This is a genomic window from Streptomyces sp. NPDC050658 (genome assembly GCF_044457025.1).
GTDB lineage: Bacteria > Actinomycetota > Actinomycetes > Streptomycetales > Streptomycetaceae > Streptomyces.
The window spans coordinates 1-18,278 of record NZ_JBITGM010000015.1 but is presented as its reverse complement, the minus strand read 5'-3'; the positions used below and the strand labels follow the sequence as shown (position 1 = coordinate 18,278).

General features: G+C 69.0%; 17 protein-coding genes and 1 pseudogene. 6 read left to right on the top strand and 12 right to left on the bottom strand.

What is annotated here, in order from left to right; translation table 11 throughout:
- Positions 1-98: 98 nt before the first annotated feature.
- The 3 genes from ACIBKX_RS36840 to ACIBKX_RS36830 form a co-directional block, all read right to left on the bottom strand.
- Positions 99-575 carry a helicase associated domain-containing protein gene (locus ACIBKX_RS36840; protein ID WP_399377052.1) on the bottom strand — a complete coding sequence of 159 codons (477 nt, stop codon included), beginning with the start codon at positions 573-575 and terminating at the stop codon, positions 99-101.
- Between the two features lie 145 nt (positions 576-720).
- Positions 721-2,820: a multicopper oxidase family protein gene (locus ACIBKX_RS36835; RefSeq protein ID WP_363278013.1), complete on the bottom strand. Its 2,100-nt coding sequence runs from the start codon at positions 2,818-2,820 to the stop codon at positions 721-723.
- A 5-nt stretch (positions 2,821-2,825) separates the two neighbouring features.
- Complete coding sequence (locus ACIBKX_RS36830; RefSeq protein ID WP_363278012.1) at positions 2,826-2,972, bottom strand: hypothetical protein; 147 nt, start codon at positions 2,970-2,972, stop codon at positions 2,826-2,828.
- Positions 2,973-3,113: 141 nt separating this feature from the next.
- On the opposite strand from ACIBKX_RS36830, the gene ACIBKX_RS36825 reads away from it, so the two are divergent.
- Positions 3,114-4,304: a histidine kinase gene (locus ACIBKX_RS36825; RefSeq protein ID WP_363278011.1), complete on the top strand. Its 1,191-nt coding sequence runs from the start codon at positions 3,114-3,116 to the stop codon at positions 4,302-4,304.
- Positions 4,301-4,984 carry a response regulator transcription factor gene (locus ACIBKX_RS36820; protein WP_363278010.1) on the top strand — a complete coding sequence of 228 codons (684 nt, stop codon included), beginning with the start codon at positions 4,301-4,303 and terminating at the stop codon, positions 4,982-4,984. The genes ACIBKX_RS36825 and ACIBKX_RS36820 overlap by 4 nt, the downstream gene beginning before the upstream one ends.
- 154 nt (positions 4,985-5,138) lie before the next feature.
- Here the strand turns inward: ACIBKX_RS36820 and ACIBKX_RS36815 are convergent, their stop codons facing one another.
- Positions 5,139-5,765: a helix-turn-helix domain-containing protein gene (locus tag ACIBKX_RS36815; protein WP_363278009.1), complete on the bottom strand. Its 627-nt coding sequence runs from the start codon at positions 5,763-5,765 to the stop codon at positions 5,139-5,141.
- 50 nt (positions 5,766-5,815) lie between these two features.
- Between ACIBKX_RS36815 and ACIBKX_RS36810 the strand changes: the two genes are divergently transcribed.
- Complete coding sequence (locus tag ACIBKX_RS36810; RefSeq protein WP_363278008.1) at positions 5,816-6,745, top strand: NADP-dependent oxidoreductase; 930 nt, start codon at positions 5,816-5,818, stop codon at positions 6,743-6,745.
- A 7-nt stretch (positions 6,746-6,752) separates the two neighbouring features.
- Here the strand turns inward: ACIBKX_RS36810 and ACIBKX_RS36805 are convergent.
- From ACIBKX_RS36805 to ACIBKX_RS36780, 6 genes and pseudogenes are all read right to left on the bottom strand, one after another.
- Positions 6,753-7,663 (bottom strand): annotated as a pseudogene (locus tag ACIBKX_RS36805) (transposase).
- Positions 7,664-7,770: 107 nt separating this feature from the next.
- Complete coding sequence (locus ACIBKX_RS36800) at positions 7,771-8,436, bottom strand: helicase associated domain-containing protein (protein WP_399377048.1); 666 nt, start codon at positions 8,434-8,436, stop codon at positions 7,771-7,773.
- Between the two features lie 1,078 nt (positions 8,437-9,514).
- Complete coding sequence (locus ACIBKX_RS36795) at positions 9,515-9,742, bottom strand: hypothetical protein (protein ID WP_363278004.1); 228 nt, start codon at positions 9,740-9,742, stop codon at positions 9,515-9,517.
- A 117-nt stretch (positions 9,743-9,859) separates the two neighbouring features.
- Positions 9,860-10,324 carry a hypothetical protein gene (locus tag ACIBKX_RS36790; RefSeq protein ID WP_363278003.1) on the bottom strand — a complete coding sequence of 155 codons (465 nt, stop codon included), beginning with the start codon at positions 10,322-10,324 and terminating at the stop codon, positions 9,860-9,862.
- A 19-nt stretch (positions 10,325-10,343) separates the two neighbouring features.
- Complete coding sequence (locus ACIBKX_RS36785; RefSeq protein WP_363278002.1) at positions 10,344-10,745, bottom strand: hypothetical protein; 402 nt, start codon at positions 10,743-10,745, stop codon at positions 10,344-10,346.
- Entirely contained in the window at positions 10,742-13,063 is a 2,322-nt protein-coding gene (locus ACIBKX_RS36780; RefSeq protein WP_363278001.1) for a hypothetical protein, read from the bottom strand. The genes ACIBKX_RS36785 and ACIBKX_RS36780 overlap by 4 nt, the downstream gene beginning before the upstream one ends.
- A 519-nt stretch (positions 13,064-13,582) precedes the next feature.
- On the opposite strand from ACIBKX_RS36780, the gene ACIBKX_RS36775 reads away from it, so the two are divergent.
- Positions 13,583-14,230, top strand: a complete 648-nt coding sequence (locus ACIBKX_RS36775) for a TetR/AcrR family transcriptional regulator (protein ID WP_363278000.1) — start codon at positions 13,583-13,585, stop codon at positions 14,228-14,230.
- Positions 14,227-14,655 carry a Dabb family protein gene (locus ACIBKX_RS36770; protein ID WP_363277999.1) on the top strand — a complete coding sequence of 143 codons (429 nt, stop codon included), beginning with the start codon at positions 14,227-14,229 and terminating at the stop codon, positions 14,653-14,655. The genes ACIBKX_RS36775 and ACIBKX_RS36770 overlap by 4 nt, the downstream gene beginning before the upstream one ends.
- 384 nt (positions 14,656-15,039) lie before the next feature.
- Here ACIBKX_RS36770 and ACIBKX_RS36765 read toward each other — a convergent pair whose 3' ends face one another.
- Positions 15,040-16,059: an aldo/keto reductase gene (locus tag ACIBKX_RS36765; RefSeq protein ID WP_363277998.1), complete on the bottom strand. Its 1,020-nt coding sequence runs from the start codon at positions 16,057-16,059 to the stop codon at positions 15,040-15,042.
- Between the two features lie 154 nt (positions 16,060-16,213).
- On the opposite strand from ACIBKX_RS36765, the gene ACIBKX_RS36760 reads away from it, so the two are divergent.
- Positions 16,214-16,807: a TetR/AcrR family transcriptional regulator gene (locus ACIBKX_RS36760; protein ID WP_363277997.1), complete on the top strand. Its 594-nt coding sequence runs from the start codon at positions 16,214-16,216 to the stop codon at positions 16,805-16,807.
- 337 nt (positions 16,808-17,144) lie between these two features.
- On the opposite strand, the gene ACIBKX_RS36755 is transcribed toward ACIBKX_RS36760, so the two are convergent.
- Complete coding sequence (locus ACIBKX_RS36755) at positions 17,145-17,978, bottom strand: IS5 family transposase (RefSeq protein ID WP_363277996.1); 834 nt, start codon at positions 17,976-17,978, stop codon at positions 17,145-17,147.
- Positions 17,979-18,278: the final 300 nt, after the last annotated feature.

The following is an 18,278-nucleotide window of genomic DNA, read 5'->3' as shown; positions in this document are numbered from 1 at the left end:
CACGACGTCGCCCGCCTCGGTGGGCAGCGCCTCGCCCGCGTTCAGGTGGAGCCGGACGAGGTGGAGGCATGCTGCCACTCGACAGGCCAGGTGGGGCATCAGGAGGGGGCGATGTCCTCTAGCTGTTCGCGCCGCTCCTCGGACAGCGCCCCGGCCGACGACTCCACGGGCAGGCTCTGGGCAGGCCGCTGCTCGATCTCGGCAGCCTTGCGGGCGGCGGCGCGGGCGTTCTTGAGCCAGATGCCCACCTTGTAGCCCTGGAAGGTGGCGTCCGAGGGGGCCAGGAGGTGTCCGTGTTCGGTGGCCCATCCGCGGGCGGCGGCGAGGCCTTCCTCCCACGCGACGTCGAAGTGCGACCACAGCATGCCCAGCTTCTCCAGCTGCGTGATCCGGTCTTCGTCCATGTCGCCGCGGGCGTAGAAGCGCCGGTTGTCGGCGATCCACTGCCCGAGGGGAAAGCCCTCGAGCGAGGCTGGCCACCCGACCCCTTCCGCCAACTCACCCTCGGGCACGCGGTAGGTGAAGGGCACCTCCAGGTCGCCATGCTCGCGCGCGAAGATGACGGCGGCCTCCACGCCGAGCCACCAGTGCTGAGACAGGAGGGCTCGTACCCCAGGTGGCCGCCTTCGGGGGCGCGGCGGTGCTGTAGGTCGCCGTGGTGAGACACAGCGCCCCGGTCGGCATGGTGGCTGCGACTCGTTTCTGGCGCATCAGGACTCCTCACTCGGGCTTGTTTCCGACGGGGCCGCCGATCTCGTACGGCGTGGTGACGTTGTCGTACGCAAGGTGCATGACCATGCCGAGCTTGCTGTGCCAGAAGTTGTGGCAGTGGTCCATCCAGATGCCGGGGTTGTCGGCCTTGAAGGCGACCTGGACCTCCTGGCCCGGCCGGACGAGCACGGTGTCCTGCCACATCGGGCTGCCGGAGGCGCGCTTGCCGTTCTTGCCGAGCACCAGCATGTGGTGGCCGTGCAGATGCATTGGATGGTCTTCGTTCCCGCGGTTGATGAAGGTGACGCGGGCGACGTCGCCTTCCTTGATCATCAGCATCGGGGTGTCCGGGAAGACACGGCCGTTGATGGTCTGCTTCAGCCCGAAGCTGCCGTCGTAGAAGCCCAGCCACTCGTCGAAGACGAGCTTGTAGTCGCGGTCGAAGTCGCTGTCCGGGCCTAGTTCCGTCCTCTTCGGGCTGCCGTAGCTGTACGGATCGAATTCGGGGCCGCTCAGATCCGCCTTCAACTCCCCCTTGCCGTCCGGGGAATACACGATGCCCGCGTCCGGGGCGCTGCCGTCGGTCACCCGCACCGGGCCATCAGGCATGGTGAATTCGACGTCCATCCGGTTCCCGCCGCCGAGCACCAGCTGCTTGCCCTTGAGCGCCGTCGGCTTGTGCACGTCCGTGCCGTCCAGGGCGGTGACCTTGTACGGGACGCCGTCGACTGCGAACTCGCGAGTGTTGCCGCTGGTGTTGGTGAGCCGTATCCGCACCTTCTCGCCCGGCTCGGCGCGGCGCCGCTCCAGCTCGTCCAATACGCCGATCGCGGGCACCGTGCCCTTGTCGGTCTGCCAGTCGTGGGCGAGGACGCTGACGTCGTTGTCCACCGGCCGAGTCTGCTTCCTCGGCTCGATGATCAGGGCGCCGAAAAGTCCGCGGTCGACCTGCTCGGAGGCGGCCTGGTGGGAGTGGTACCAGCGGGTGCCGGACTCCTGGACCCGGAAGCGGTAGGTGAAGGACTTGCCGGGCAGCACCGCGTCCTGGGTGGCGCCGGCCACACCGTCCTCACCGTTGGGGACGTCGACGCCGTGCCAGTGGATGGTGACGGGGGTCTTGCCGGGCAGCTCGTTGCGCAGCTCGATCTCGACCAGATCGCCCTCGGTGACCCGCAGTTGGGGCCCGGGGACCTGGCCGTTGTACGTCCATGCGTCCACCGTCTTGCCGGAGGCCAGCTGCACCTTCTTCGCCTGTGCGGTGAGGGAGAAGCGCCGGTCGGGCGTACCACTCCTGGGACCGCGCAGTTTGTCGACGGAGACCTCGTCGGCACCGCCGGTTCCGGAGGCCATGTGGTGGCCGCCGGCCATGTCATGGTGCTGCCCGGCGGCACCGCCGCCCCAGTCGGCCTCACCCTTCATCATCGAGAAGGTGTGCGGAAGTCGGCTGCCGACGATCCCGTAGTTGACCAGCCCCACCACGGTGCCAAGCGCCACCACGGCCGTGCCCAGCCGGACCGCCAGTGCCCGTCGCAGGGGGATCTCACGGCCGGTGATCAGGCGCTGCAGTCGCGCGTTGGCGCGCCATACCAGCAGCCCGGCGACCGCGGCGGTGATCAACCCGTACGCGCCGAGGCTGATCCAGAACGACCGGTCCGGTGGCAGGAACATCTGCGCGAAGCAGCCGAGGCCGCCGAAGGCCGCGAGCCGGGGCGGCACGACATGGCGCGGGGACCGGGCGCGCGACTGCTCCTCCAACGGCACCGGCGCAGCCGGGTCGGCCAGCCGCACCCGGGCGGCGGATGCCAGCCAAGGCACCGTCCAGACGACGGTGGCGATCACTGCCGGGAGCAGCATGACGAAGGTGGTGAACAGCCGCCGGTCAGCGACGAACACCCACCCATGGCGGGCAAGCAGCCCGTACGCGACGAGTCTGGCCGCGGTGAGCAGCACGGCGAGGGACACCAGAACCAGCGCGATACGGGACATCCGCCGCATGCGGCCGACGGTGCGGCGGCCTGGCTGCAGGCCCGTCGTGACGGCGGCGATCAGCCAGGCGGGGAGCAGGAAGATGCCCAGCCCGAGCTCGAGTCCGGATGCGGCAACGTACACGGCCGTCACCCCTGGCCCTGCGACCGTCGGGCCGCGGTCGGGTGCGGATGTGGTGGACGTCTGCGCGGCCGGCGCAGGTCGCGGGCGATCTGCTCGCCGAGGACCTGGAGGCGGCGGCGTCCTGCTGCGGCGGATTCGGTGATCTCAGGCATGCCGTCAGCCTGGCGGTCACCGCACCGGCCAGGCATCCGCCGATCCTCGGTCTCTTCCTCGGCGGAAAGTTGCGGGGCGGGTGCCGTCACGTACAACTATCGAACGACGCGTGCCTTCCGCACCGCGGCTAGCCTGCAGCCATGACTTGGCACAGTCGCCTCACGGACCATCAAAAACGCCTGCGTCCGGTGGCGGGTGCCCTTGTGGCGCTGGCCCTTGCTGCGGCCACGGCCACCGTCGACGGAATGCACACGCGGTTCGACTACCTTCCCGCGCACCCGCCGCTCTTCGTGGCGATCCCGGTCGGGCTGCTCGTCGGCCTCGCGGCATGGTTCCGCCATCGCCGTCCCGCGCTGCTTCTGCCGGCCGCGCTCGGCGCCTATGTGGTGCTGTCGGCCTGGTTCGCCGTGGTGTTCGCGCAGTACACCCTGGCCGACCGCACCGCCTCCTGGCGCCGAGTCGCCGTCGCCTCCACGGTCGCCGTCGCGGTGGTCGCCCCGCCGATCTGGTGTGGCGGCGGTTTTGACGCAGCGATCATGAGCGTGGGCATCTGCGTCTTCCCGGCCCTGCTCGGCCTGTACACGGGGGCCCGCCGCCGCCTCGTGGCCGAGTTGCGCGAGCGCGCCGAGCGGGCCGAGCGCGAGCAGCAGCAGCGGGTGCTGCAGGCCCGCAGCGACGAACGCGCCCAGATCGCCCGGGACATGCACGACGTCGTCACCCACCGCGTATCCCTGATGGTGCTGCACGCGACCGCGCTCGAGGCGACCAAGGGCGCGTCCGCCGTCGACATCGGCAAGCAGATCGGCGCCATCGGCCGCGCGGCACTGACCGAGCTCCGCTCGCTGGTGGAGGTCCTGCACACCGAATCCGAGGCCCCGCTCGCCCCGCAGCCCGGCCTGGCCGAGCTGGAGACCCTGATCGCCGACTCCCGCAGCCTGGGCACGCCGGCCACCCTGGAGCTGACCGGAGAGCAAGGCACCGCTCGCCCACCCGAGCTGCCGACCCTGATCGAGCACGCGGTCTACCGGGTGGTGCAGGAGGCCCTGACCAACGTCCACAAGCACGCCGCCGACGCCGAGACCCGCGTCCGGGTCCACTGCGCGCGCCGACTGCTGCACCTCACAGTGACCAACCAGCACGGTGTCGGCGCCAGCGGCTCCGCTCTGCCCAGCGGCGGCCACGGCCTGCTCGGCATCGCCGAACGGATACGGCTCGTCGGCGGCGAACTCACCGCAGGCCCGACCCCGGACGGCGGCTTCGAGATCACCGCAGAGATCCCGCTGGACGACGTACCCCAGAAGCAGCCCACACACATGAAGGCCACGCGATGAGCGAGACGACGACCCGGGTCCTGATCGTGGACGACGAATGGATGGTGCGCTCCATGCTCAGCACCATCATGGCGTCGGCCCCCGACATCGAAGTGGTGGGCGAGGCCTCGGACGGCAATACGGCCGTGTCGATGGCCGCCACCCTGAATCCGGACGTCGTTCTGATGGACATCCGGATGCCCCGCTCCGACGGCCTGACCGCCACCGAGCGCCTCACCCGCTCGTCCAGCCCACCGCACGTCGTCGTGCTGACCACCTTCGACCTGGACGAATACGTCCAGACAGCGCTACGTCACGGGGCGGTCGGCTTCCTGCTGAAGGACGCCACCGCGGACGACATGATCGCTGCGGTGCGCAGCGCGGCCCGCGGCGACGCGATGCTCTCCCCGAAGGTGACCCGCCGCCTCATCCGCCGCTTCACGGAGGACGACGACGGCCCCTCCGCCGAGCGGCAGCGCCGCCGGTCCGAGGCCCGCAGCCGGCTGGAGGCCCTGACCGAAAAGGAGCGCGAGGTCCTGATCGCTCTGAGCGGCGGCCTCTCCAATACGGGCATCGCCGCGACCCTGCACGTGACCGAAGCCACCGCAAAGACCCACATCAGCCGGATCCTGTCGAAGCTCTCCCTCACCAACCGCGTCCAAGCGGCGATCCTGGCGCACCATGCGGGGCTCGTGGACTAGCCCGCCGCCCGCGAGCCCCGTCACTCGTGCGAGCCCTGGGACCAGGGGCAGTGTGCGGGATACAGGTGAGGTGACTAGTGCCGCATCAGGCAACGTTTGCCCTGTTGACGACCGCGCGGAGGCGCACGTCCTGTGGCCGCTGTCTGATGCGCCACTAGGTCATAACCGCCAGTGGCAGCCGGACCGCTGGGGGCAGCGGCGGGATGGCCGGCTGGGCCCGCATGCCCTGGATCAGCAGCGCGGCGAAGCGTCGTGAGGCGGCCACTGCGGCGGCCGGCGAGGTGGTCCGGATGCCGCCGTTGGCCATGAGCACCATGATCAGGTCGTCCAGGACGAAGTCCGGGCGCAGCTTGCCACCCGCCTTGGCCCGGCGGGCGAGTTCGGCGACCTTGCCCAGTGCCTGCTCCCGGTCCGCGGCGAAGTCGATCGCGCGGGGGAAGGCCGAGACGAACGCCGCGGTGAAGCCCCGGTCCTGCGCCTGCATTTCACATACTGCCTCGATCACCAGGCAGAAGCCGCGCCATGGGTCCGGATCGGCCAGTGCCTCGTCGACGATGGCTGTGCAGGCCGTCATCTGCTCGCGGAAGGCCTCGGTGACCAGCGCCTCCTTGGTCGGAAAGTGCCGGTAGAGGGTCGCGGGTCCGACCTCGGCACGCCGCGCGATCTCGCGCATCGCCACGTCCAGCCCCTGCTCGGCGAACGTCGTGCCGGCCACGGCGAGGATGCGCTCCCGGTTGTCCTGGGCATCGGAGCGCAGGGAGTGAGGCAAAGGGTTCGTCACCGCTCTCACTTTAGCCAAACGGACGGGGTGTTCCGATAGCGTCCGACGCCATGAGAGCACTGACATTCTCCAAGTACGGTCCCGCAAGCGTCCTGGAGGTCGCCGACGTACCGGAACCACACGCGGGACCAGGCCACATCCGGGTGGGCGTGCGGGCATCGGGCCTCACTCCCGCCGACTGCCACCTCCGCTCAGGCCGGTTCCGCGACATGGCGCCGCTGCGCCTGCCCCATGTGCTCGGCATGGATGCCGCGGGTGTGGTCGACGAGGTCGGCACAGGGGTAACCGGTATCCGGCCGGGCGACGAGGTCTTCGGCATCGTCGACGTCGCGGAGCTCGGCGGTGCGAACGCCGAGTACGCCGTCTTGGCAGCCTGGGCGCTGAAGCCGGACGCTCTGAGCTGGGAGCAGGCCGGCGGCGCGGCCGGGAACGTCGAGACCGCCACGCGGGCCCTCGACCGGCTGAAGGTCGGCACCGGCACGACCCTGTTGATCGAGGGCGCGGCAGGCGGGGTCGGCACGGTCGCCATCCAGCTCGCGGCAGCCCGCGGCGCGACCGTCATCGGTACAGCCAGTGCACGCAACCACGAGTTTGTCGCGGGGCTGGGGGCGACCCCGACCACCTACGGCCCCGGGTTGGGCGAGCGGGTCACTGCCCTGGCACCAGACGGAGTCGACGTCGTCCTGGACTGCGCCGGATCCGGCTCGCTGCCCGACCTGGTAGATCTCGCCGGAAGCCCGGACCGGGTGGTCACGGTCGCCGACCTGGACTCCGCGAAGTACGGAGTCCACCTGTCGCGCTCGGCGGGCCCCGGAGCGGACCCGCAAGCGGTCGAAGGACTCGCCGCGGCCGCCGACCTCGCACAGCAGGGCCGCTTTGCCGTGCCGGTCGCGGCCGCCTTCACCATCGAGAACGCGGCCGCGGCACACCAGTTGAGCGAGACCGGCCACGCCCGGGGAAAGATCGTACTCACTCTCTAGTGCCGCATTAGGCAACGTTCGCTCTGCCGACGACGGCGAGTAGCCGCTGATCGTCAGCGTGACGGTTTCGCCAGATGATGTAGGGGCGGATCATGCTGCCCTGCGCCTTGTGGGTGGCGTGGTCGGTGCCGTCGAGGGTGAAGTAGCGCAGGGCGGTGAACTGGGCCTCGATGCGGTTGAGCCAGGAGCTGTTGGTCGGGGTGTAGGCGATCTCGACGTTGTTCGCGGTGGCCCAGTCGCCGACGCGCTGGCACTTCTTCGTGGTCAGGTGCGGGGAGAAGTTGTCGCAGACGATCGCCATGCGGACGTGTGCCGGGTAGAGCGTGCGAAGGTATCGGCAGAACTCCAGGAACTGCGTTCGCCGTTTGATCGGCTTGATGTGGCCGTAGAGCTTGTCCTTGGTCAGGTCGTAGGCGGCGAACAGGTGGCGTACTCCGCCGTAGCGGTTGTAGGTCGCGCGCCGCCTGCGGCGTGGTTCACGGTCGGGGTCCTTGTGCTTGCCGCGGCGTTCGGCCCATTGCCTCCCGGGGTGGGGCATCAGGTTGAGCGGGCCGAACTCATCCATGCGGAGGACGACCTGGGGCTCGCCGTCCTCGGGTATGACCTCGCCGTCAACTTGGTCAGGCTCCAGGTCGAGAACGGCAGGTCATGCTCTGTCGGCCTCGACTTCGCGATCTTCTTGATCTCGCGCCGCTCGGGCAGGGTGAAAGTCTTGGGCCGGCCGCCTTTGTACTTCGGGTAGAGGCAGTCGAAGCCGTCGGTGTTGAAGTTGTGGATCACATCGCGGACCCGGTCGTCACTGGTGAAAGACACCTCGGTGATCTTCGCCACCGGCATGCCCTGTGCGGACAGCAGGACCATCTGAGCCCGCCGCCAGGTCACCACCGAACCGGTGCCCCTGCGAATGATCCGCAGCAGCCGCCGCCCCTCGCCATCATCGATCTCGCGTACACGTACTCGTTCCGCGACCCGCCCAGGTGACCGCCGCCCACTATCTGGAGAAGGGCCCCGGACGGCGCGTCACATCACAACAGGGCAAACGTTGCTTGATCCGGCACTAGCTGTTCGCGCCGCTCCTCGGACAGCGCCCCGGCCGACGACTCCACGGGCAGGCTCTGGGCAGGCCGCTGCTCGATCTCGGCAGCCTTGCGGGCGGCGGCGCAGGCATTCTTCAGCCAGATGCCCACCTTGTAGCCCTGGAAGGTGGCGTCCGAGGGGGCCAGGAGGTGTCCGTGTTCGGCGGCCCATCCGCGGGCGGCGGCGAGGCCTTCCTCCCACGCGACGTCGAAGTGCGACCAGACCATGCCGAGTTTCTCGAGCTGCGCGATGCGGTCTTCGTCCATGTCGCCGCGGGCGTAGAAGCGGCGGTTGTCGGCGATCCACTGTCCGAGAGGGAAGTCGGCGAGGGAGACCGGCCATCCGATCCCTTCGGCCTCGTCGCCTTCGGGTACGCGGTAGGTGAAGGGCACCTTCAGGTCCCCGTGGGCGCGGGCGAAGATGACGGCGGCCTCCACGCCGCGCCGCCAGTGCGCGTGTTCCGGGTTGATGACCCGCAGGGGAGTGGAGAACTTCAGCAGCTTGCGCGCCGGGGCCGACGGCCTGCCGGACCTGTTCCCCTCGCCCCGGCTTTCCTGGCCCTGCGCGGCCTTCTGGACGGGCTTGTAGGCGCTGGGGGCCTGCTGCTGCGCCAACTCTCCACCACCCGGGCGGCGTGTGCCCTAAGTGTCTCCAGCAACTTTGCCAGCCCACCGAATGCCCGGGAGGTGAGCATGCTGTCGGCCGTCTCCCCGGGGCCGAGCAGGACGGGCACGACGAGTGAGGCGACCTTGCCCTCGCCGGGCTGGATCCGCAGCGCGCGGCCCACGGCCTGGACGAGGTCGGGCATGGAGCCGCGCACGGTCCATGGACGCGGCGTGGTCGCGAATCCGCCGAAGCGGATGCCTGCGTCGAGCGCCGCAAAGTTGCCGAGGGTGGATCGGGTCATCACCACACCGACCTCCTCGGCCCGGCAGGGCACGAGAACAGGCGTGCTTGTGGACAGCTGGCACGTGATGGGGAGAACGCCGGACGGATCGCACTCGCTCCAGCATCATGAATTGGGCAGTCGCGAAGTTCTGAAGCCAAGGGGAGCTGATGGCGTCGGGGGCGACAGGTTCGACAGGGGCCGGGGACGGGAGTTCGTCCAGCACACAGCCTCCCGAGCCGAACCCGCCTGCCGGTCCCCGCTTCCAGCCTTGGCGACGATGGCAGACGGCGACCAGGGTGGCAGTGATCGGCGCTGCTGGAGCAGTAGCCGCGGCGCTCGTAACCGCGATAGCTGGTGGGTTAATCAGCTCCGGCCCCAACCACGGACGAGATCCGCGTCCTCCGGAGGTCAGCATCGCCTCCTGGACGGAGACTCGCGCTGCTTCTTCCTCGACGAGCTGGGCCTACGTCTTCCACGGCAGCGTGATCAATCCGCCCAAGGGGGCGGAAGTCCGGGTCATCATTCGCCTACCAGAGACAAAGTCGGCCCCAGCGTACGGAGCCCCAAAGGGCACGAAGTGGCTCGTCTCACCGAAGGCGGACCTACTTTCCGGCGGGACATGGAAGATCGCGTGGACGCTGGAGCATCAGCCTCCGGCTGGCCGATGGCTGGCAGTACTTTCCGACAATCGGCATCTGTACTGCAACTGCCCGGAAGACGAGATCCTCAAGGCACTTCGGGCCGCCGGATCAAACGCTGGACGACTCCTTGACGGAGATCGTGCGGCATCAACCCCTCAGGAGTCATCTTCGCGCCGCTAGGCGGGCCTCGTAGTGGTGGGCCCGCCCGCCCCGCCACTTCACCCACGCCGGATCATCAAGCAGCCCTTCCGCGTCCGGCAGTCCGGCATGGCGGAGAAACTCGATCACGTCGCGGTCGCTGTGCGCGAGACCGAGGATCTGCCCGCGTGCCGTCACCCTGCGCCCGCCCGACAGGTCCGAGGGATAGCGGTAGCGCGGCAGGGACGGCATGGCAGGGCCGGGCCGCGACCGCGGGGAGGGGAGCCAACTGCTGGGCGGCCGCGGCCCGTTGCCTTCCGTGGAGCTATTCCAGGTGGGCCAGGAGGTTGAAGGTGGACTCGACCGCCCTCATTTGCTGCTCGCGCCAGGTATGTCGTCGTAGGCGGTGTAGCCGTGGACGCGGTGCGGGGTGAGGTCGAGCTCGTTGCAGACATCGGGCAGTAGTTCGCCGCGGGCCAGGCGCTGCAGGAGCTTGGTGCGCGTGGTCTCGGAGAAGATCGCGTCGGCGATCTCCTTGCGGTGGGCCAAGTCGGCTCCGGTGCCCTTGCGTGTGCAGTCGTGGCACCGGGAGCGGGCGTCGTCGGTGGTGACGGGGCGTTCGCAGTTGTGGCAGCGCCGCGGTTCGCGCTGCGTCGGTGCGTCGGGGGCTGGTGTTCGGCGTCTGCCGCGGGTCGCGGGCGCGGTGATGATGTGTTCGGCGTCGTCGCCCTGGAAAGCGGCGAAGCGATCGCGCAGGGTGAGGTAGGAGACGGTGCGGCGCGGATTCTTGGCCCACCTTCCGCTGCGTCCACTGTGGACGGCCCGGCGGGACACTGCGGTTCCTCTTCAGGTGTCATGGACCTTTGCGGTAGCGGCTACCCGCGACCAAGGCGGCTGCCGCGGCGATCCCACCCCCCAGCATCCCAGCGTTCGCCGCGCCGTGGTCGATGGCGTACTTGGCAAGCCAGACGAAGCCGACCAGCATCCCGGTGCCCACGGCCACTCCCAGGCCGTGGAAGCAGGTGTGAACGATGTCCAGGCGCCGCTGGTGCACGGAATCCAGGATCTGCTGCTCCACGCGCCGGCGTTTCAGCTCGAAGTCCTGCTCGACCAAGTCCATCATCCGCTTGGCGGAGTCCGGCAGCATCCGGTTCCAGTGCTCAGCCTCCGCGGCCAGCGGTAACTGGCGTTCCTCGGAGGGAGGTTGGCCCGGCCTTTCCGGCTCCGATGGCGTGGGAGGTTCCGGGCTGCTCACGGCGCCTCCCGGCGGTCATCTGAGGGACGGGTGAGCCGGTCATACAGATGCCGCAGTGAGGCCTCTACCGCTGCACGGCTGTCTTCCCGGCGGGGTGGCTCCACCGAAGCCGGCGCTCGCGGACCGGGAGAGTATGGCCCGGGCCATGCCCAGGCCGTCAGCACGCCGTCCAGGAAGGCCCGGTGACGCGATCGCGGAGGGTGCGGATCCACGCGTGCGCCGGAGGCTGGTGGAGCTGGACCTGAAGGGCGGGCCCAGCGCAGCTGGGCGACGGTCAGGATCGCCCATACGGCGACCAGTGTTGCGGGCCACCACCAGCCGTGGACGCGCGGCAGCCATGACACAAGAGCAAAGACTGCGAGCATCCCCCCGAACGCGGCCAGCCACACCAGAGCGGTCGAATGAATCCGGCTGCGGCGGGGCGATGCGAAGCGCCAGCCACCGGCGGAGGCTGCCAGCGCTTCGGATCTGGCGACCTCTGCAGTCTGGGAAGCGCGTCCGGACCACGGGGCCTGGTCGTACTGGACGGCCGTTTCGTACAGCGCCCGCCGCATGCCCCGGGAGTTGCTGTGGGCCTGCGACAGTGCCGCCAGGTGGTCAATGATCTCCGGGTAGAGAGTGGCCAACGGGTCGCCGAGTGGGTCCCGGTAGGGGTCTTCGACGCGTCCTGTGTACGGAGCCTCCCGCGGTTCCGGACTGATCCAACTAGCCGCCAGGAGGCGGGTGATGCAGCGCAGCCGCGGGGCGATCGTGCCGTCGTTCAGGTGCCGGACATATCCCTCGTACCGTTCGCGTGCGGGTTGGTCATCTTCCGACGCCCGCAGGGGTGCGCGGCGGAGCCGGCACCACTCGGCGCACCACACATCCGGATCCGCCCGCTCGAAAAGACCGTCCAGGTAGGCCGCCGCAGTCGGCAGGTCACCTTCGGCCAGAGCGTGATAGGCGACCCGGCCCTCCTGTCCGCGGTCGGCAGCCTCCGCCCGCAGCCGGGCATGGACTGAGTCTGGATCCTCGAGCACGCGCAGCAGGAGCAGACGCAACAGCGGGTGCAGGGCGCGAGTCTGCCAGGCGGAGCGGTCAGCGCCCTCGTCGAGGAGCAGCATGTCCAACACCGGGCCGGGAGAGGCCCTTTCGAGGTCTGGGGCAGCAGCCAGCCGGCTGGCTGCCCGGAGCAGCGCACCTGGCCGCAGATCGTCCGTGAACAGCCCGTCACGGGGGAGCGGTCGGTCATGGGGGAGCAGTCGGTCAAGGAGTTCCTCGACCAGGCCGTGTGCCGGACTGAGGATCCTGCGCAGCCGTTGGTCCCAGGGCACGGAGTCGTCGAAGTCGAGCAGCGCTCGCAGTACGAGACCGGTACCCGCCGGCTGGCCGCGGGTCAGTTCGTACACAGCCCAGCTGAGCCAGTGGACGTCGACGTTGCGCCCGGTTGCTGCTGTCCGGGTGGCAGCCAGTACGTCGGAGCGGGTCAGGTCCCCCAGACGGTGGATCTCGATCTCGTCGACGCGGCTGTCCCGGAGCGCGTAGGGGTATGCGGTGACGGCCGCCACCACGACAAGGGGGGCTGCGCCCTGCGCCTCTGCAGGTACTTCGAGCAGCGCCTGCAGCACCTCACGTCCGGCCGCTCCGTCGGCGTTGTCCAGCAAGACCAAACAGGGTCCGTCCGGTCGCCATCGATTCGTGTAGGCGGATCGCACATCGGTCAGCAGCGCGTTGAGCAGAAGCTGTGTCATGTCCCTGCGGTCCGGCTCCGCCAAGTGGCTGTACACCTGGTCGAGAGCATGCGCGAACTCGTCGGGAAGCGCGTCACGCACGGATCTCGATGATCCCCGCCTTCGGCCCGTCAAGCGGCGGGGCAGCAGCCGAAAGGCGCCCGTCACAGCCGGTGTTTCCCGAGCGGCCTGCATCAGTTCGGCGGACACAAGGTCCAGCCTCGTGCTCCCCGAGGCAGCGAGCTGCCGTAGCTCCTCGACACGGTTGGGAACCGGGTCAGCGACGAGGGTGATGGCCAGCAAGGCGAAGGAGGGGAAGGAGATGCGGGGTACCCCGTGGCGGCTCTCGTTGAGACCGAACGCGATCTCCGCCATCGCACCCGCCGCCGACTTGGTCTGGAAGCGTCCCAGGTCGACGACGGCCGATGGGCCCGGATAGACGTCTTGGTAGATTCGTTGCAGCAGCTTCGACTTGCCGCTGCCCCGCGGCCCCATCAGTACCGTGACAGGCCAGGCCCCGGCCTGACCGGGATGGCGACGAAGCAGAGACTCCACACGATCGACCACGGTCTGATCACGCGCAGACATTCCCGCCCGACCCTTGATCATCAGCCCTCTCCGCGCGCCCGTCGCAGGATCAGTGGAGGCTCAACGTCCCTACACGGTACGGACGTTGCCGGGCACTACGCCACCCCACCCCACACCGGGCGCCGGGGAAGGCCCAGCGCACGCGCAGGCCAGGTCCCTTGCGTCCTGCAGGCCCAGAGCCACCCGATCGAGCGCTCCAGTGACAGGCCCGTCCCCCCCAAGGGCGGGCGATGATGGGGAATTCCTGATGGCCGCGGTGTGTCAGCGCCAGACCATGCGTGAAGAGACCAGTCGCCGTCGGGGTCGCCTCAGCCGGGCTTCTCCCCCAGGTGTAGGCGGCGTCGCCTTCGGTGAGCAGGCTCCAGAGCGGTCGGGCGTCAGGGGCGGACAGCTGACGCAGCCGGCCCGAGGCGGTGTCGGACCTTGATGGCCCGTCGAGCTCACGGCGAGGTTCGCCGGAATGCGTCGCAAGGGTTGACAGATCCGAACGCAGGATAAACCCTAACCATGTTAGATATTCTAACGTCGTTAGGAGTTCAGGTGGGGAAGCGGGACGAGGTGCGCCGGCGGACCTTCGCCGAGATCGTGGAGACCGCAGGCCGGATGGCCGAAACCGAGGGCTGGCAGGCTGTGACGATCCGGCGGATCGCCGCCGAGATCGGCTACAGCGCGCCCGTGATCTACCAGCACTTCCCGAGCAAAGAGGCCGTACTGCGAGAGCTGCTGGAGCGGGCCAACGCCGACCTGTTGGAACGGATGCGGACCGCGGTGGCCGACGAACCGGCGTCGCGGGGGCCATATCTGGCGGCCGCCGCATACCTGGAGTTCGCTCGATCGCGGCCGGGTCTGTACCGGCTCGTCTCGGGCGCCTTCGGCACGGACGTCGACGCGTCCGCCCGCCGCGCGTCGGCCGCTGAAGTGCTCGTCTTCACCCGGCAGCTCATCCACGCATGGGCGGCCGCGACCGGAGCCGCCCCGGCCGACCTGGAGGATGCCTGCGACCTGCTATGGGGCACGCTGCACGGCCTCGCGGGCATCGGATCGATCGAGGACGTGGGATTCGATCGTGCCGTGCGCCTGGCCGGGCAGGCGGTGTCGGCCCTGCTCGGCTACTGGTCCAGCCCGCCAGCGAACCCCGAACAGCACCTTCGTTCCGCCGACCGTCCGACCGCAGGGAGAGAGAAATGATCTACCACCACAACCGTTTTGCCTTCAAAGAGACCGTCACCGCCGAGCAGCGCGAGGAGGCCCTTGCGAGCCTGCGTCACCAGGGCGAGTCGATCGACGCCGTCGTGCGATACGTCGTCGGCAGGGACGTCGGCGGCGAGTTCGAGTACGGCGCCGTCTTCGTCATCGAGGACCTCGACGGATACTGGGAGTACCTGATGGCGCCCTCGCACGCCCACACCGACCGGATCGGCCTGCCGCTGCTCGAGACCTTCGTCTCCTACGACACCACCGACAGCAATGACCCCGATATCGCCCGGAAAATCGCCGATCTGCATGCCCGCCGCTATACGGGCGACCCGGTCCTCACCAAGCTGGTAGCCGATCTCCCCTCCTACAGCGGCAGCGGCACACCAGCCCCCACCGGGACGGGCAGCAAGATCTGACCGGACGCCGGGCCTTGCCAGGCCGCCCCTCCGGACACCGGGGACGCCAGCGCCTCAACGGCGTCACCACCGTTGACAGGCGGCGAGCCAGTGAGGGGTGCGTCACCAATGAGCGCCCTGGCGGCAACCAGAGGCGCGGTGGGGACCAGTTGTCTGGTGCGCTTCAGGGCCTTTGCCCGACCCAGTCCGGTAGCGGTTGGAGCCTTTCGGCACGCGTTCACGGCGAGTGCTTTTCACGCTCAACTTCCCGCTCCGCTGAAGCGGCGGTGCAGTCGCTGCAGCAGCGGGCCGGGGCCCCAGGCGGGATTCGCGGCATGCCAGGCCGAGGTCTTGGCGGTCCGCCAGAGACTGAGCAGGCCGCCAAGATCCCCGTCAGAGTCAAGCTCAGCGGCGCCGCAGGGACGGGTCGAGCAGCGCGGGCGGGGTGTCGTTCTTCTCGTGTGCGGCGAGGTCGGTGCCGGGGGCGACGATGGCGTCGATCGCGTCGAGTACGTCGGCGGAGAGCGTGATGTCCGCGGCGGCGAGCTGCGAGTGCAGGTGGTCCAGTGTGCGGGGGCCGACGAGCGCGCTGGTCACGCCGGGGTGCGCGGTCACGAAGCTGAGCGCGAGCTGGATCATCGTGAGGCCCGCCTCGTCGGCGACCTTGGCCAGTTGCTCGACGGCGTCGAGCCTGGCCTGGTTGGAGGGGATGGCGGTGTCGAAGCGCTGCGGCATGAACGTTGAGCGGCTGGTGGTGATCGCGCTGCCCTCGCGGATCGCGCCCGACAGCCAGCCCGAGGCCAGCGGGCTCCATGCGAGCACACCGAGCCCGTACTGCTCTGCCACGGGCAGTACATGGGCCTCGATGCCGCGCTGCAGGATCGAGTAGCTGGGCTGTTCGGCGACGTAACGGCTCAAGTGGTGTTGGCCGGCGGCCCACTGGGCCTGCACGATGCGGTAGGCCGGAAAGGTCGAGGAGCCGAAGTAGCGGATCTTTCCCACGCGCTGCAGGTCGGTCAACGCCGACAAGGTCTCCTCGTCGCTGGTGTTCGGGTCCCACCGGTGGATTTGGTAGAGATCGACGTGGTCGACGCCGAGCCGACGCAGGCTGTCCTCCAGCGCGGTGACCAGCCAGCGGCGCGAGCTGCCCTGGCGATTGCGCTCGTCGCCCACCGGCATGGTCGCCTTCGTGGCCAGCACGATGTCGTCGCGGCGGCCCGCGATGGCCTTGCCGACCATTTCTTCCGACTCGCCGCCGCTGTACACGTCGGCAGTGTCGATCAGGTTGACCCCCGCCTCCAGGGCGGCGTCGACGATGGCGGTGACCTCCTCCTGGGTGGTGCGCCCGATCTTTCCGAAGTTCATCGCCCCGAGCGCGAGGGTGCTGACCTGCACACCGGTGCGGCCCAAAGTGCGGTACTGCATGGCCGTGTCTCCTCATCGTGGGTGAAGCGTGATGCATGGCATGGCTTGGTTGCCGGGTCCCTGCTCTGGCATCATGAGCAAAACGGAACCTCGTTCCGGAACGATACGGAACCTCGTTCCGTTTTCGCAAGAGGCGAGTGGAAGGAGCGGCGCGGTGAACGACAGCGACGAGGGCGCAGGGCAGGCGGCCCCGGCCCGGCGGAAGGACGCCCAGCGCAACCAGAAGGCCCTGCTCGATGCGGCCGCCGCGGTCTTCGTCACGTCGGGCGTGGAAGCGCCGGTACGCGACATCGCGGCCAGGGCCGGCGTCGGGGTGGGCACGATCTACCGCCACTTCCCGACGCGAGCGGACCTCATCATCGGCGTCTACCGACACCAGGTCGACGCCTGCGCCGATGCCGGTCCGGCCCTGCTGGCGACTAGCCCTTCTCCGCACTCCGCACTAGGGCAGTGGATCAACCTCTTCGCTGATTTCCTGGTCACCAAACACGGACTCGCCGCAGTGCTGCAGGCCGACAACGCCGGCTTCGAGGCGTTGCACGCCTACTTCCTCGACCGCCTCGTACCCGTCTGCACCGAACTGCTCGAAGCCGCAGCCGTCGCCGGCGAGATCCGCCCCGACATCGATGCGTACCAGCTCATGCGCGGCGTCGGTAACCTCTGCATCGGCGCGGACAGCGATCCCCGCTACGACGCACGCCGCATGATCGAACTCCTCGTCGCAGGACTGCGCCGACCACACCACTGACCTCGGCGCCATCGGAAAGGCCATACCCGAATCCGTGATCCGTCACCTCGACAGGGCAAGCCCGGCCCACTACCCGCCCTCATCCGCGCTGTCGTCGTCATCACACCCAGAAGACCATCGACAGGAGGAAGGGATGGCTGCCGCCCGACTACGGCCTGCGCGGACTCAAGCCTCCACGCTGGGAATCGGACCTGTCCCAGTAGCGAGACAGCGCAACACTATGGACCCGGTCGCCTGTTCACATCCGCCAAATTCGTTGTCACTGCGTCTTCATGACGAGTCATCAGGGCTGAGGCTGACTGAGTGTTTCATCGTGTGAGGTGTGTTTGATCCCAGGTCAGGTTCCGCGCCAGGTGGGGGTGGCTTCGCCGGTGAGGCGGCGGGCCATGAGGTCGATCATCGCGAGGTGGACCATGGCTTCGGACCGGTGCGGATGGGTTTCGTAGTCGCGGGCGAGTCGGCGGTGGTGCATGAGCCACCCGATACTCCGCTCGATCGTCCAGCGTCTCGGAATGACCGTGAATCCCTTGACGCCCGGCGGGCGTTGGACGACGTCGATGCCCAGGCGGGCGCCGTGGGTGATGGCGGTGGTCCGGTAGCCGGCGTCCACCCACGCCTTGCGGATCTGCGGATGGGCGGCGGCGATGCGGGTGAGCAGGGTGACACCGGCCGCGGTGGCGGAGACGCTCGCGGCGGTGACCAGCACGGTCAGCAGCAGGCCCAGGGTGTCGCAGCCGAGGTGGCGTTTGCGGCCGATGATCCGCTTGCCCGCGTCGGTGCCCTGGTCGGCAAGGGGAACGTTGGCGGAGGTCTTGATGGTCTGAGAGTCCAGCACGCAGGCGGGCGGTTCACCGTCGCGTCCTTCGGTCGTGCGGACCAGGTGCCGCAGCAGGCCGGTGAGCTGGGCGAAGACATCGTCCTCCTGCCAGCAGGCAAAGTAGTGGTAGGTCGTGGACCAGGGCGGGAAGTCGTGCGGCAGATAGCGCCAGGGGACGCCGGTGCGGTCCACGTACAAGATCGCGTTCATCAGCGAGCGCAGGTCGTGCTCGGGCGGGCGGCCGATGTCCAACCCACGGCCGCGGCGCTCGGCCCGCCAGGCGGACAGCACCGGCTCGATCAGCTGCCAGCGTTCGTCGGACAGGTCGCTGGGGTAGCCGCTGTTGGCGGTCATGTTTCAGATGTACTGCGAGGTGGCCGCTCCGACCAGCGGCCAAAGACCAACGAGCGGGCCCGGGTTGGATCAGACAGGAGGGATTGGGATCAAACAGCCCTCTGGCGCCTCACAGTGAACTGGTGGCCCGCCTCTCACTTCAGTGCCGCCCTGCCAACCTCCTCGAACCATCATGGAACGGCATCAGACAGGGCGAAACGCTCAGTCAGCTTGTTCTTTAAGGTCTGAGTCGGTTTCGTTCGATGATGCTCTCGGGCCGTTTCGCGGTCTTGCCCACGTCATAGCGGGTGGCGGGCCGCC